Source organism: Marinobacter sp., assembly GCF_965229985.1.
Lineage (GTDB): Bacteria > Pseudomonadota > Gammaproteobacteria > Pseudomonadales > Oleiphilaceae > Marinobacter.
The window spans coordinates 831,553-845,973 of sequence record NZ_OZ245935.1 but is presented as its reverse complement, the minus strand read 5'-3'; the positions used below and the strand labels follow the sequence as shown (position 1 = coordinate 845,973).

The 14,421-nt window shown below is 56.6% G+C and carries 15 protein-coding genes and 1 tRNA gene; 6 read left to right on the top strand and 10 right to left on the bottom strand.

Annotated elements, in window-relative coordinates; genetic code table 11:
- Positions 1-8 precede the first annotated feature (8 nt).
- Positions 9-1,007, top strand: a complete 999-nt coding sequence (locus tag ACO06L_RS03885) for a YhdH/YhfP family quinone oxidoreductase (RefSeq protein WP_064230465.1) — start codon at positions 9-11, stop codon at positions 1,005-1,007.
- Between the two features lie 286 nt (positions 1,008-1,293).
- Here ACO06L_RS03885 and ACO06L_RS03880 read toward each other — a convergent pair whose 3' ends face one another.
- From ACO06L_RS03880 to metH, 4 genes are all read right to left on the bottom strand, one after another.
- A complete protein-coding gene (locus ACO06L_RS03880) occupies positions 1,294-1,800 on the bottom strand; it encodes a DUF934 domain-containing protein (protein ID WP_202347614.1) in 507 nt (168 codons plus the stop codon).
- Positions 1,793-3,445: a nitrite/sulfite reductase gene (locus ACO06L_RS03875; protein ID WP_064230463.1), complete on the bottom strand. Its 1,653-nt coding sequence runs from the start codon at positions 3,443-3,445 to the stop codon at positions 1,793-1,795. The genes ACO06L_RS03880 and ACO06L_RS03875 overlap by 8 nt, the downstream gene beginning before the upstream one ends.
- A 362-nt stretch (positions 3,446-3,807) precedes the next feature.
- Positions 3,808-4,044: a DUF2970 domain-containing protein gene (locus ACO06L_RS03870; protein WP_064230462.1), complete on the bottom strand. Its 237-nt coding sequence runs from the start codon at positions 4,042-4,044 to the stop codon at positions 3,808-3,810.
- Positions 4,045-4,077: 33 nt separating this feature from the next.
- Positions 4,078-7,776 carry a methionine synthase gene (gene metH / locus ACO06L_RS03865; protein ID WP_202347613.1) on the bottom strand — a complete coding sequence of 1,233 codons (3,699 nt, stop codon included), beginning with the start codon at positions 7,774-7,776 and terminating at the stop codon, positions 4,078-4,080.
- A gap of 232 nt (positions 7,777-8,008) precedes the next feature.
- On the opposite strand from metH, the gene nfuA reads away from it, so the two are divergent.
- From nfuA to ACO06L_RS03850, 3 genes are all read left to right on the top strand, one after another.
- Positions 8,009-8,596 carry a Fe-S biogenesis protein NfuA gene (nfuA, locus tag ACO06L_RS03860; RefSeq protein WP_008171684.1) on the top strand — a complete coding sequence of 196 codons (588 nt, stop codon included), beginning with the start codon at positions 8,009-8,011 and terminating at the stop codon, positions 8,594-8,596.
- Between the two features lie 223 nt (positions 8,597-8,819).
- A complete protein-coding gene (locus tag ACO06L_RS03855; protein ID WP_202347612.1) occupies positions 8,820-10,019 on the top strand; it encodes a hypothetical protein in 1,200 nt (399 codons plus the stop codon).
- A 43-nt stretch (positions 10,020-10,062) separates the two neighbouring features.
- Positions 10,063-10,434, top strand: coding sequence for a hypothetical protein (locus ACO06L_RS03850; RefSeq protein WP_202347611.1), 372 nt, complete (start codon positions 10,063-10,065; stop codon positions 10,432-10,434).
- Here ACO06L_RS03850 and ACO06L_RS03845 read toward each other — a convergent pair.
- From ACO06L_RS03845 to ACO06L_RS03825, 5 genes are all read right to left on the bottom strand, one after another.
- Complete coding sequence (locus tag ACO06L_RS03845; RefSeq protein ID WP_202347610.1) at positions 10,421-10,747, bottom strand: TusE/DsrC/DsvC family sulfur relay protein; 327 nt, start codon at positions 10,745-10,747, stop codon at positions 10,421-10,423. The genes ACO06L_RS03850 and ACO06L_RS03845 overlap by 14 nt on opposite strands.
- Before the next feature lie 3 nt (positions 10,748-10,750).
- The gene (tusB, locus tag ACO06L_RS03840) at positions 10,751-11,035 is read right to left on the bottom strand and encodes a sulfurtransferase complex subunit TusB (RefSeq protein WP_202347609.1); all 285 of its coding nucleotides are present in this window, start codon (positions 11,033-11,035) and stop codon (positions 10,751-10,753) included.
- Between the two features lie 5 nt (positions 11,036-11,040).
- A complete protein-coding gene (locus ACO06L_RS03835; protein ID WP_202347608.1) occupies positions 11,041-11,391 on the bottom strand; it encodes a DsrE family protein in 351 nt (116 codons plus the stop codon).
- Between the two features lie 2 nt (positions 11,392-11,393).
- Complete coding sequence (gene tusD, locus ACO06L_RS03830) at positions 11,394-11,810, bottom strand: sulfurtransferase complex subunit TusD (RefSeq protein ID WP_202347607.1); 417 nt, start codon at positions 11,808-11,810, stop codon at positions 11,394-11,396.
- Between the two features lie 103 nt (positions 11,811-11,913).
- Entirely contained in the window at positions 11,914-12,612 is a 699-nt protein-coding gene (locus ACO06L_RS03825) for a Bax inhibitor-1/YccA family protein (protein ID WP_014577154.1), read from the bottom strand.
- 211 nt (positions 12,613-12,823) lie between these two features.
- Here ACO06L_RS03825 and ACO06L_RS03820 point away from each other — a divergent pair.
- Both ACO06L_RS03820 and ACO06L_RS03815 read left to right on the top strand, forming a co-directional pair.
- Positions 12,824-12,914 (top strand) — tRNA-Ser (locus tag ACO06L_RS03820).
- A gap of 140 nt (positions 12,915-13,054) precedes the next feature.
- Positions 13,055-13,273 carry a hypothetical protein gene (locus tag ACO06L_RS03815; RefSeq protein WP_202347606.1) on the top strand — a complete coding sequence of 73 codons (219 nt, stop codon included), beginning with the start codon at positions 13,055-13,057 and terminating at the stop codon, positions 13,271-13,273.
- A 29-nt stretch (positions 13,274-13,302) separates the two neighbouring features.
- Here the strand turns inward: ACO06L_RS03815 and hemH are convergent, their stop codons facing one another.
- Complete coding sequence (hemH, locus tag ACO06L_RS03810) at positions 13,303-14,412, bottom strand: ferrochelatase (RefSeq protein ID WP_064230456.1); 1,110 nt, start codon at positions 14,410-14,412, stop codon at positions 13,303-13,305.
- Positions 14,413-14,421 lie beyond the last annotated feature (9 nt).

Sequence of the window (14,421 nt, the reverse complement as noted above, 5' to 3'; positions counted from 1 at the left end):
GAACAATGATGACAACCAATACCGAATTCAAAGCCTGGCGTGTTGAAGAGCAGAACGGTGAATATGTCGGCGCCGAGAAAACCCTGAGCACCGGGGACCTGCCCGATGGCGAGGTCCTGATTCGGGTAAGCCACTCCTCGCTGAATTACAAGGATGCGTTGTCAGCCTCCGGCAACAAGGGTGTCACCCGTTCTTTCCCCCATACACCGGGTATCGACGCCGCCGGTGAAGTTGTTGAATCTGCCACGGGCACACCGTCCAACGGCAACCCCGTGATCGTTACCGGCTACGACCTCGGCATGAACACCGACGGGGGCTTTGGCGAATACATCCGCGTGCCTGCCGCGTGGTGCGTCCCGATGCCTGCCGGCTGGAATGCCCGCACCGCCATGATCTATGGCACCGCCGGCCTCACCGCCGGGCTTTGTGTCCAGAAACTTCTGACCATGGGCGCCAAGCCGGAGCAGGGCAAAGTCGCCGTTTCCGGAGCCTCCGGTGCGGTTGGCACCGTTGCGGTTGAGCTGCTTGCCAAACTCGGATTCGACGTCGTTGCCATTAGCGGTAAGGCCGACCACGCGGACGATCTCAAGGCTCTGGGCGCCAAGGAAGTTGTGGGTCGTGAAACCCTGGCAGAAGAAAAGAAACCTCTCGTTAAACCTGCGTTTGCCAACGCCGTGGATACCGTGGGTGGTGGCCCGCTGGCGGAACTACTCAAGCAGATTCAGCCTGGTGGCTCCGTCTCCTGCTGCGGCCTTGTCGCCGGTCCAGGTCTTCAGACCACCGTGCTGCCGTTTATCCTGCGAGGCGTGAATCTGCTGGGTGTGGATTCGGTTGAGATTCCGCTGGCGGAGAAAGAAGCTGTATGGAAGAAATTCTCAGGAGAGTGGGCATGTCCGAAGACTGAGGCTTCCGCTCGTGATATTGGGCGTGGTGAGCTTGATGGGGCGTTGAAGGCGTTTTTGAAAGGTGAATCGTCCGGGAAGATTGTTCTGGATCACTCCAGGTAATTCTTTCCGGTTGGTGTTGTTTGTCGGATTACGGCTTTGCCTAATCCGACCTACCGAACTCCGAAGCTTGGATAGAAGAGAGAGGATTTACTTTCCAAAACTGTGCGGAGCCATGGATGGCGGAGCCCAAGCGTCACATGGGTGGGGCCGAGCGCTTATGAAGCGAAGCTTCATGCGAAAGCCGCACGACTGCAATCTACGATTGCAGGCCGGACCCCGGAGGGGTGCCGCAAGGAGCGTGTTTTGGAAAGTGAATCCTCTCTCTTCGTACTCTAAAGTCTGAAAACTAAGACGCCCGACGCCGGAACAGAGGGATTTCGGTGTCGGTTGCAGCCTGGTAGCCCTGACTGAAGAAGTTCAGGCATTTCTGCGCCTTGGTGATGTCCTTGTCGGCCCTCAGCACATAGGCATCAAATCCACAACGCTTCATGAACTGCAGCTGATCCAGCAGCACATCGCCGATGGCGCGTAGCTCATTCACGTAGCCAAAGCGCTCACGCAACAATCGGCCAATGCTATAACCCCGGCCATCACTGAACTTCGGGAAATTCACCGCAATCACCGGCAGCTCATTGACCCGGCCATCCAGGATCTCCGGTTCGTCGTGGCTGTCAAACCATACGCCGATATCCTGCCTTCCGGTGAAGTGCTCATAGCCGGCCAGCCAAAGATCCGCCGGGATCAATGCCGGCTCGTCCGCCGGAATGTCCAGCGATTCGCCTTCGGCCGGGCGGGGCACCACAACCCAGTTGTCCTGACGGATGCTGCCATCCGGAGAAATAACGTTAGGCATATACCCGCTCCTTGAAAGGATCAATTCCTACACGACGATAAGTATCCAGGAAGGTCTCTTCTTCCGTGCGCTTATCAACGTAGACATCAATGATTTTTGAAATCACCTGAGGCATCTCGTCTCGGGCAAACGACGGTCCAAGGATCTTGCCAATTGAGGCGTCATGGTGGGACGAACCGCCAAGGCTGATCTGATAGAACTCCTGACCTTTTTTGTCGACGCCCAGAACACCGATATGGCCGACATGGTGGTGACCGCAGGCGTTCATGCAGCCGGAGATGTTCAGATCAATGTTGCCAAGGTCGTAGAGGTAATCCAGGTCATCAAACTGCCGCTGGATGGCCTCCGCAACCGGAATGGACTTGGCATTGGCCAGTGCGCAGTAATCGCCACCGGGGCAGCAGATAACGTCCGTCAGGGTGTTCAGGTTTGCGGTACCGAAGCCCATGGGGGTGATAGCCTGCCACAGCTCAAGCAGTCGATCCTGGCGCACATCGGCCAGCACCACATTCTGCTGGTGGGTAACCCGGACTTCGCCAAAGCTGAACTCGTCTGCCAGATCGGCAATCTGTTCCAGTTGTTTGTCGCTCACATCACCCGGAGGCGTACCGGTCTTCTTCATGGTCAGTGTGACAATGGCGTAGCCCGGCTTTTTGTGGGTATCGACGTTGTGGGTCAGCCACTGATCGAAGCCCCGGTTCTCAAAGCGCTGGCTGGCCAGCAGGTCCGTGGCATTATCCAGAGCTGCGTAATCCGGCTCGGTGAAGTAGGCCTGAATGCGTTGAACCGCCTCCGGTGTCAGCCGGGTAGGGGAATCCTTGATGTGCTGCCACTCGGCTTCCACCTTCTCGGCAAAGCCCTCAGGCGTGAGCGCCTTCACCAGAATCTTGATCCGGGCCTTGAACTTGTTGTCCCTCCGGCCATAGCGGTTGTAGACGCGCAGAACGGCTTCCAGATAGGTCAGCAGATCCATCTCCGGAAGGAATTCGCGAATGACCGGCCCGACCATGGGTGTACGGCCGAGGCCGCCGCCCACGTGGACCCGGAAGCCAAGCTCGCCGGCTTCATTGCGTACCATCTGCAGCCCGATATCGTGGACTTGGATGGCTGCGCGATCGGTATGCTCGGAAGCATTCACGGCAACCTTGAATTTCCGTGGCAGGAAGGCGAATTCCGGGTGAAATGTGGACCACTGGCGAATAATTTCACAATAGGGACGCGGGTCAGCGATCTCGTCAGACTGAACGCCGGAGAACTGGTCTGTAGTGGTGTTACGAATGCAGTTGCCGCTGGTCTGGTTGGCATGCATCTCCACTTCCGCGAGTTCCGCAAGAATATCGGGAACATCTTCCAGTGCCGGCCAGTTGAGCTGCACGTTCTGGCGGGTGGTGAAGTGCGCATAGCCTTTGTCGTAGTCCCGGGTAATCCGGGCAAGCCGGCGAAGCTGGTCCGAACGCATCATGCCGTAGGGAACACAGATCCTGAGCATGGGGGCAAGACGCTGAACGTACAGGCCGTTCTGCAGGCGAAGGGGAAGAAACTCGTCTTCTGCCAACTCACCGGCCAGAGCCCTTTCGGTCTGGTCACGGAACTGGGCAACCCTCTCGGCAGCCATTTGCCGATCGTGTTCATCGTATACGTACATAGTGGGAAGATCCTGCTTGAAAGCGACATATCGAGGCCGGCGGCCTTATATCTGACCGGAAGGATAACAGCGGGTTTTTATTCTTAAAATGATTATTTCAAAATATGTTTATCGATTCAGGCGATAAGCAAGCGGAACAATGGACTGGACGAATATCAATTAACTGCTTAACTTAGTAAAGGTAGCAGGGCCGCTGTGCGGTGCTGCCTTGAAAATAAGAAAAACACGAGACACAACTCGGAAAGAGGAACAGACATGAAAAAGACCGTACGCTCTGATAGTCAGGCCGATGCCGTTGCCGCCGTTCTCCTGGTGGTTCTTGCCGTTGCGTTCGCCGTAGTCTGGGTAGCTGGCCAGTAATCCTACTGGCTCGCCAGGACCAGATTCACGATAACAATCAGGCCCACCACGAAGCTGGCTGTGAACAGGATGCCTGCGATGATATAAGGCCAGGGGCTATGGCTTGAGAAGTCCTCTTCCCGGCGCTTGTCGGACTGTACTCCGAAAGCACCGGCCAGAATGCTTTGCATGACTTTGAAAACGCCAGGTCCGCGCTGCTTTTTCTGATCCTTTTTCTCAGCCTCTGAAGACTCCGTCATACATCTGCCCCTGATCGTTATCCTGACTGAAGCTTACTCTGCCGGATCGTAGGCCAGGCTTGGCGCAAGCCAGCGTTCCGCTTCGGCCTTGGAAATGCCTTTGCGTTCAGCATAGTCCTCAACCTGGTCCGCGCCAATTTTCCCTACCGCAAAGTACTTGGATTCCGGATGCGCAAAGTACCAGCCCGACACTGCTGCGGTCGGGAACATGGCGAAATGCTCCGTCAGCTCGATGCCTGCAGTATCAGTGGCCTCGAGCAGGTTGAACAAGGTTGCCTTTTCAGTGTGGTCTGGACAGGCCGGATAGCCGGGCGCCGGACGTATCCCGCGGTACCTTTCCTTAATGAGGTCGTTATTGGCCAGCTTTTCATCAGCTGCGTAGCCCCAGAATTCCTGACGCACCCGCTCATGCATGCGCTCTGCAAAAGCCTCCGCCAACCGGTCGGCCAAGGCCTTGACCATGATGGCGTTGTAATCGTCATTGGCATCCTTGAACTCGACTGAGAACTCCTCGGCACCAATCCCGGTGGTCACGGCGAAACCGCCCACATAGTCCACGGTATCGGAACCTTCAGGCGCGACGAAATCAGACAGTGCCATCATGGGTTTGCCGGGAGCCTTTTCATCCTGCTGACGGAGGTGGTGCAGGGTCCTCAGTTCCTCGCTGCACGAATCATCTGTGTACAACACGATATCGTCGCCGCGGCGGTTGGCTGGCCAGAACCCGATGACGCCACGGGCTGACACCCGTTTTTCATCAATCATTCGGTGCAGAATCTTCTGGGCATCATCAAAGAGGTTGCGTGCCGCCTCGCCCCGCTTGGGATCGTCAAAAATAGCCGGGTACTTGCCGGAAATGTCCCAGGACATGAAGAAGGGTGTCCAGTCGATGTAATCCACCAGCTCATTGAGATCATATTCCTCGAATACCCGGATCCCGGTGAAGGCCGGCTTCGGAGGCTGGTAGCCTTCGAAGGAGATAGCCGGGGCGCGATCGCGGGCTTCCTTCAGGGAGACCAGCTTGGTCCGGTCACCCCGGTTCTTGCGGCGCTCGCGGATCTCGTCGTATTCGGTGCGGGCAGCTCCCACCAGATCTGGTTTCGCGGTTTTGCTGAGCAGCTGGGATGCCACGTTTACGCAACGGGACGCGTCCGACACGTACAGGGCAATGTCGTTCTTGTACTGGGGCTCGATCTTGACAGCCGTGTGGGCCTTCGAAGTGGTTGCACCGCCGATCATCAGCGGAATGTTGAAATCCAGACGCTGCATTTCACGGGCCACGTGGACCATCTCATCCAGGGACGGCGTGATCAGCCCGCTGAGGCCGATAATGTCGACATCGTGCTCCTTGGCGGCGGCCAGGATCTTGTCGCAGGGAACCATAACGCCGAGATCGATCACCTCGTAGTTGTTGCACTGCAGCACCACGCCCACGATATTCTTGCCGATATCGTGGACATCGCCTTTCACCGTGGCCATGAGGATCTTGCCCTTGGCTTTCTGGTCTTCGGTTTTCTCGGCTTCGATGAAGGGAATGAGGTGCGCCACCGCCTGCTTCATTACCCGGGCGCTCTTCACTACCTGGGGCAGGAACATCTTGCCGTCGCCAAACAGATCGCCGACAACGTTCATGCCATCCATCAGAGGGCCTTCAATCACCTCAATCGGATGTGTGGCTCTCTGACGGCATGCTTCGGTGTCGTCCACTATGTAGGTGGTAATTCCCTTGACCAGCGCATGCTCCAGGCGTTTTTCCACCGGCCATTCACGCCAGGCGAGGTCTTCCTCCTGGGTTTTGCCGCCTTTGCCTTTGTAACGCTCGGCAATCTCGAGCAGTCGGTCGGTGCCATCGTCTCGGCGGTTCAGGACAACGTCTTCCACCAGCTCCTTGAGCTCCGGGTCGATCTCATCATAGATCACCAGCTGGCCGGGGTTCACGATCCCCATGTTCATGCCCGCCTTGATGGCGTGGTAGAGGAAGACTGAATGAATGGCCTCCCGGACCACGTCATTGCCCCGGAACGAGAACGAAACGTTGCTCACGCCACCGGAAATGGAGGCATAGGGCAGGTTTTCACGAATCCAGCGGGTGGCGTTAATGAAGTCCACCGCGTAGTTGTTGTGCTCTTCGATGCCGGTGGCAATGGCGAAGATGTTCGGGTCGAAGATGATATCGGCCGGGTTGAAGCCAATCCCGGTCAGAACATCGTAGGAGCGTTTGCAGATTTCGGTTTTGCGCTCATAGGTATCGGCCTGACCCTGTTCATCGAACGCCATGACCACCACGGCGGCACCGTAGCGCATGCAGTCTCTGGCGCGTTTGATGAATTCCTCTTCGCCCTCCTTGAGACTGATGGAATTCACCACGGCCTTGCCCTGGATACAGCGCAGGCCGGCTTCGATGACATCCCACTTGGAGGAGTCGATCATGATCGGCACCCGGGAGATATCCGGCTCGGAGGCCACAAGATTCAGGAAGGTGACCATCACCTCCTTCGACTCCAGCATGCCTTCGTCCATGTTGATGTCGATAATCTGGGCACCGTTTTCAACCTGATCCCGGGCAACACTGAGGGCTTCCTCGTACTGCTCTTCCTTGATCAGACGCAGGAAGCGCTTGGAGCCGGTAACGTTGGTTCGCTCACCTACGTTAATGAACAGAACGTTGTCGTCGCCGGTGAACGGCTCGAGGCCGGACAGGCGCAATGCCTTCGGGCGCTCGGGAATCTTCCGGGGAGGGTACTTGGCCACCGCCTGGGCAATCGCTTCGATGTGGTCCGGTCGTGACCCACAGCAGCCACCGATGATGTTCAGGAAGCCGTCACGAGCGAAACCTTCAATGATCTCGGCCATTTCCTCGGGTGTCTGATCGTATTCACCAAACTCGTTGGGAAGCCCGGCGTTCGGATGGGCGCTGACATAGGTTTCTGCCTTGGCCGACAGCTCTTCCACATAGGGGCGCAGGGCGTCCGCGCCCAACGCACAGTTCAGGCCAACGGAGATAGGCATGGCGTGGGCCACGGAATTCCAGAAGGCCTCGGTGGTCTGACCGGAAAGGGTTCGGCCGGAGGCATCGGTGATGGTGCCGGAAATCATGATCGGCAGGGTGATGCCGCTGTCTTCAAAGTACTGCTGGGTGGCGTAGATCGCCGCCTTGGCGTTGAGGGTATCGAAAATGGTCTCGATCAGGATCAGGTCGCAGCCGCCCTCCACAAGCCCTTCCACCGCCTCATAATAGTTGTCGACCAGGGTCTGGAAGTCGACATTCCGGTAGCCCGGGTTGTTCACATCCGGTGAGATGGATGCCGTGCGCGATGTGGGCCCGACGGCACCGGCCACAAAGCGCGGCTTGTCCGGGTTTTTGGCGGTGTATTCATCGGCGATCTGACGGGCCAGCTGGGCCGCGGCCACGTTGAGTTCCTTGGCAATCTCTTCCAGCCCGTAGTCTGCCTGGGAAAGCTGGGTGGAGTTGAAGGTATTGGTTTCGATGATGTCTGCGCCGGCGTCCAGGTAATCCGCATGGATGTTGCGGAGCAGGGCGGGCTGGGTCAGGTTCAGGAGGTCGTTGTTACCCTGGACTTCCCGCTCATAGTCGGCAAACCGATCGCCACGGAACGCCTTCTCGTCCAGCTTGAGATTCTGGATCATGGTGCCCATGCCGCCATCAAGGATCACAATGCGTTCCTTCAGGGCCTTGTGGAGCTGGTCGAGACGAGTGTTGCGATCGGTCATAGAATTACTTCCGGATGTCGTTAATAACGCTGTAATAATTTCAATGGCGCGGGATCATAGCAAAAATGCCTGAGCCCGTCTTAGTACGAATGACGATTATCAATTGCCTTTCGCAAATACCTGCCAATACGGGAAATTCATTACCTTCGTAAAGCCCGACTATTTTACTTGGTCTTTCATGTTCCCGCGAACTCCCTTAAAATGAATTCAAACTTTCAAACGGGTTGAAAACATGGCTCAGGTTACTGTGACAGATCCCGCACGGGATTATCTTGCACAACTTATCGAGAAACAGGACGTGGAAGGCATGGGCGTGCGTATTTTCGTTACCCAGCCCGGTACCAAGAATGCCGAGACCTGTCTGGCCTACTGCCCGCCCAATGAAGTGGTACCTACGGACGAGCAGGTGGATCTGGACAAATTCATCCTGTATCTGGATCACAATTCAGTGCCCTTCCTGGAAGAAGCGTATGTGGATTATTCCAAGGACCAGATGGGTGGTCAGCTCACCATCAAGGCACCGAATGCAAAAGTGCCCAAGATCGATGACGATGCGCCTCTGCCGGATCGGGTGAATTACATTCTGGCTTCCGAGATCAATCCGAACCTGGCGGCCCATGGTGGCGAGGTATCTCTTGTGGAGATCGTCGACGAATCCGTGGCGGTGCTTCGGTTCGGCGGCGGTTGTCAGGGTTGCTCTGCGGTGAGTCTGACCCTGAAGCAGGGCGTTGAATCAACATTGAAGGAGCGCGTGCCGGAAATAACCGCCGTACGTGATGTGACCGACCACTCCTACACTGAGAACGCCTACTACCAGTAAGAAGGCCATCTCTCCCCGGTGTATCGCGTCCCTGTGGACGCGGTACCTCCTTCAGACTGCCGCAATACCGTCACCACCATGGCTGCACGGCCAATGTTGTGACATTTCAGTTACTTCATCATTTGTCGCATACACAGAAACATCAGGCAGGTACTATCCTGACTGCCCGTTAGCGGCATTATCACCGGCTTAAACGGATTTCACTCTTACACCGGGGTCTAACTTGTTCGACGTTGCGCTTCTGTCCGTGCCACTCATGGCGGCCGTGGTTGGTTGGCTGACCAACTGGCTTGCCATCCAGATGTCCTTTTATCCGGTGCAGTTTATCGGCGTAGGCCTGGTGGGGTGGCAGGGGGTGATCCCCCGCAAGGCTGAAAAGATGGCGCACATCTGCATCGACAGGACTCTCCAGCAGTTCGGCGACCTGAACGCCGTCTACCAGAAGCTCGAACCCCAGCGCATCGTTGAACAGGTTATTAGCCAGGTTACCCCGCGGATGGATGAGTACATTGATGAAGTCATGTACGAGATCCAGCCCGTTCTCTGGGACAACCTGCCTTTGTTTGTCAGAAACCGTATTTACCAGTGGGCCCGGGAGCAGTTGCCGTCCAGGGTAGAGGAGCTGGTTGAGGATTTCGGCGACGATCTGGATGAGCTGGTGGATCTGAAGGCTCTGCTCAGCCGGGAACTGGAGAGGCATCCGGATATGATGAACCGGATCTTCCAGCAAGCCGGTGCGGTGGAGCTGCAATCGGTGATCAACCGTGGCGCGATCATCGGCGGCATCCTGGGAGCGGTTCTTGTGCCTTTATGGACTCGCTACCCTGAGCCCTGGATACTGCCACTCGGGGGCTTTGTGGTCGGGTTCGTAACCAACTGGATTGCGATCAACCTGATCTTTGCCCCGCTGAGGCCCCGGCGTTTTCTGTTCTGGAAAATCCAGGGGCTGTTTCTGCGGAGGCAACCGGAGATCAGCGATGTCTGGGCAAAACTGGTGGCGGAAGAGCTGATAACTGTCGAAAAAGTAGCCGATGCCATGATTAACGGTAGCCATGGCGACCGGACACGCGCAATCATCCAGAAACACCTTCGGCCATTGCTGGACAACTCTGTCATCATGAAGCTGACCGCTCAGGTGACTGTAGGAATGACGGGATACACGGAGCTGAAGAAGGCCATGAACCAGAAAGCGGTGCTGGCCACCCGGGACGTGTTCAGTGATCCGGCCTTTAACCGGGAGCGGGCGCCGGTCGTGGCGGAAGTTCTGTCGGGCCAGATGAAGGCGCTAAAACCCGATGAGTTTCAGGACATCCTTCGCCCCGCGTTCCGGGAAGAGGAGGTTCAGTTGATGATCGTGGGCGGTATTTTCGGGGCCCTGGCAGGATTGCTTCAGTTCCTGTCCCTGAACTATTTGAATTTCTAGCCGGAGTGCGCCCTGTTTTGCCTGACGCACAAGGAGGAAGGCCATGCCTTTATGGGCAACATTAGCAATCCAGATTTCCGCAACCGTTGTTGCCGTGCTTGCCACCCTGTGGGGCTTCTGGCGGTTCGTTGTGCGTCCTTACCTGGATGCTAAGGTCGATGAACTCATCGAGGCCAGCCGGGAAATCGAGCCCGCTGTGACCCGTGGGGTGAAAAAAGGTGTGGCCGATACCATCCGGGAACTGCCGGAAAGCGCCCTGGACGGCACCGTTAAGGAGTCCACCCGTCAGTTCCTGAAATTCGGCTCAGGCCTCTTTGAGAACGGCCTGAGCAGTTTTCTCGGCACTGCTGCTGATCTGGAGCGCAACAGGCAGAGCGAGACAGGTAACACCTCCAAGGGTTCTACAGACAGTTAGTGGGGCGTGGTAGCCCGGCAATCCGGCAGGCGGTTTTTGCCGGTGTGCCGGGGAACAACTGCATCAGATAAATGCTGTTGCCCTTATCTTCGCCCAGCGCCTCTTTAACCGCCTTCACGAACAGTCGGTTCGAGGGTGGGGACATTTCATGTTCTTTATAAAAAGAACGAAGAAACTGGATGATTTCCCAGTGCTTTTCGGTCAGCACCATCTCATCCTCGGTCGCAATGGCGGTCGCGACAGCTTCCGTCCAATCCTGAGCGTTTTCAAGAAAGCCTTCGTTGTTTCGTTCTGGCATTGAATTACCCGTCATGGTCTACCAACTGACTACCCTTCGTGCCTGAAGTGAAAGCTGGACCATCTCTGCGAAATCCACAGCACTGGCGCTACCCCCTTTCAGCTTTCCGAGACCGCGGGCGTCAACGTCCGGCGAAAGCGCAAATACCTTGGCGGCGCCGGGCAGGTTTCCCGTTGCAAGGAACAAAACACCACCGCCGATAAGCAGGAGACCATCTTCCTCCGAGACCATTTCAAGACATTTGGCCGCGCGGGGATGATCGGGGGATTTGTTCAGAATGTGTAATGTCTTGATGGCAGTCATGGTGGCTAACCTGCGAAAGCAGTGTGGTCATAATTTGTGAGCAGAGCGGCATCGGCATCCACCAGAGTCACGCCTTCAATCAGCGAATTCTCATCCAGCCCGTAGGTGTTGCATGCAGAACGATCGGCCATGATCGCCTCAATACCGAAAATGGGTGCCGCTGATAGATTCTTCTCCACAGACTTCTGCCCAATACCGCCGGCTTCCTGCGCCTGTCTCAGCCAGTTAACGCCGGCCCCCGTGAACAGCAGTGATGCCGGCTGGTCAAAGGCTGCAAGCGAGAACGCCATATCCAGGGCCTCCCGGCCAGTCCACGCGCCGTAGGGTGGCTGGTCAATCATGATCAATGTGCTCACGGTCAGTCTCCAGCGTGAAAGTAGAGTGTTCGTGTGGACTTAATCCGTCCTTCGACCCACTCTCCGAGGCCGGCGATTTCAAACGGAGCGCGCAGATTGGCCCCTGGCAACTCGTAGCGTTTCTGCTCGGTTTCGTTTGCCAGCCCACGACGCAGCGCCGAGGCAATGCAGGCAACGCCGGGAACGCTGTGGTCCGCCAGAAATTGAGACCATGCCTCAGACCAGTTGGTCTCGTCAGACGGCGGTGCGCAGAGTGCCGAGGCCAGATGCACACCGTCACCGTAGAGGAAGACCCGGTCAATGCGGTGGCCGGCGTCTACGGCAGCCTGTGCAAAGCCAAGAGCGGTCTGGGGTGCCTGGGACGAGTAGGGCGCGCCGGTAATTACCAGGGTGAAGGTTTCAGAAGTGGTTTCCGACATGGTTCCTGTTCGTTCCTGATCTGCCGTGTACAGGCATTCAGTGTACCGAAAGCAAAAACCCCGGCAACTGCCGGGGTTTTGAAGCGGCTAATTCAGCCTGGTATCAATCTTCGCCACTGAACGCAGACAGCAGGTGCAGCAGGCTGACGAACAGGTTGTAGATGGATACATACAGGCCAACAGTGGCGATCACATAGTTGCGCTCTCCACCCTTGATGATCTGGCTGGTCTCAAACAGGATCATGATGGACGCAAAGATGGTGAAGCCAGCGGACACCGCGAGGTGAAGAACAGAGCTCTCCATCAGGAAGGCCAGCAGCATGGCACCGATCAGCACGAACGCACCAGCAGTCAGGAAGCTGGACATGAAGCTGAAGTCTTTCTTGGTGATAATTGCCGTGGCAGACAGACCAACGAACGCAACAGCGGTCAGTGTCAGCGCCTGGGCCACAATCGAGGAAGCGCCGGCAGCCACAAACGCGCCGATGATCGGGCCCAGGGTGTAACCCATGAAGCCGGTCAGGGCGAAGGTGGTGACAATGCCCCAGGGGCTGTTTTTCAACTTATAGGTTGCGAACAGCAGCCCAATGTATCCCACGATGGTGATCAGGAAGCCCGGGTGGGTTCCGTTCATGTTCAGGAATGCCGTCAGCGCCGAGAAGGCGAGGGTCATGCCAAGCAGCATGTAGGTGTTGCGCAACACCTTCATCGCATCATCGCTGATGCCAGTGGTCGCGCGCTCCGTCTGGGGAGTCGAATAGGCTCCCTGAGAGTTCTGAACGCCGAATCGTCTGTCTTCCATTGTCATCTCCGTTTATAACGACTGGATACTGTGTCCCATAATAGTGTCAGATACGCAACTTTCAATCATTTACGACAGGAAACCGCCTTCCGGATTCCATTAAAAACCGTTAATGTTGAAAAATGCGGCGGGTTTTATGCAGAGCGTTGACAGCACAGGCAATTCCGGTATCATGCTCACCGCTGTCGCAATGGCGGCGAATGGAAAAACCGGTGGGCTGGCAGAGTGGCTGAATGCAGCGGTCTTGAAAACCGCCGAAGGTTAGTAGCCTTCCCGGGGTTCGAATCCCTGGCCCACCGCCATTTTTTCCTCTTATCTCCTTTCTTCTGAACTACCTCCTCTCCCAAAGCGCCAATTGTTCATGAATCGCCGTGGTTATCCCTACTTGGTTTGGGGCCAGTCAACCCTCATCATCAGAGCACAGATTCTTCGAGGGCTTGTTATGACCGACTTTCAACATCTTGAGTCACCTGACTCCAGTTCAGCCGAACGTCGCGATCGGAAGTTTTCTGTGTCCGCCAATCGGGGCAAGGCGAGTCATAAGGTGCGTTACGTGGAGGCCGGCGGTGCAGCGGTGGATACAGAAGAGTGCACGTTCTGCCAGTCTGTACCAGATCTCTCCGCAGATGCTGAGGAGAAGGGGAAAGGCCGGAGCAGCTGATGCCGCCCCGGTAGTGAGCCTGGGTCAGATCAGAGATCCCGGCCCGGATAAATCATCTCTTTCTGCTCATCGGCTCTTTGTTGACGGGCAGACAGAGCCTCAGGTTCGTTCTTCGGCAACTGCCAGCCTTCCAGGTTCTCTTCGATCAGTTTCACCAGGGCTTCGATATGCCCCGGCGTGGCGTTCAGCGCGGTAATATAGCTGAATCCTTCGCCACCGGCTTCCATGAAGTACTCGCGGTTCTCTTCGTCAATTTCCTCAATGGTTTCCAGGCAATCTGATGAGAAGCCGGGGCAGAAAACATCGATGGATTTCACGCCTTTGCCTGGCAGCGATTTCAGGGTTTCATCCGTGTAAGGCTTGAGCCACTCTTCCTTGCCAAACCTGGACTGGAAAGTGGTCATGTAGTCTTCCTTGCTCAGACCGAGCCGTTCCGCCAGCAGTCGTGAGGTTTTGTGGCACTCACAGTGATATGGATCGCCTTTGGTCAGGTACTTCAGTGGCACCCCGTGGTAGGAGAGCACCAGCTTCTGGTTGCGCCCGTGATTCGCCCAATGCGCCTCGATATGGCGCGCCATGGCCTCAATGTAAGGCGGGTAATCCGGGTAGTGGGAAATAAACCGGAAATCCGGCAGCCAGCGTCGCTTGGTGAAATCTTTGGCGATGGCATCGAAGGTGGATGCAGATGTGGAGGCGGAGTATTGCGGATACAACGGCAAAACCAGCAGTTTCCGCACACCCTGTTCCTGCATCTCATCCAGAACCCGGGCGATCGAGGGGTTGCCATAACGCATGGCAAACCCGACGACCACATTGGGGCCATACTTGCGCTTGAGCGCCTCACGGATGCCCTCAGCCTGCTTTGCGGTGTGCAGCAGCAGGGGAGAGCCTTCCGGCTGCCACACGCTGGAATAAGCCTCTGCACTGCGCTTGGGGCGAATGCGCAGGATAACCCCGTGCAGGATCAGCCACCACAGAGGCCTTGGCAGCTCCACGACACGCGGGTCCGAGAGAAATTCAGCCAGGTAGCGCCGGAGTGCCGAGGTGGTCGGGGCGTCCGGGGTCCCCAGGTTGGTGACCAGCACCCCCAATCGGTCAGGCTGGTTGTGGCTGAAATTCTCTGAACCTTTGTATTGCATGCGGTGGAT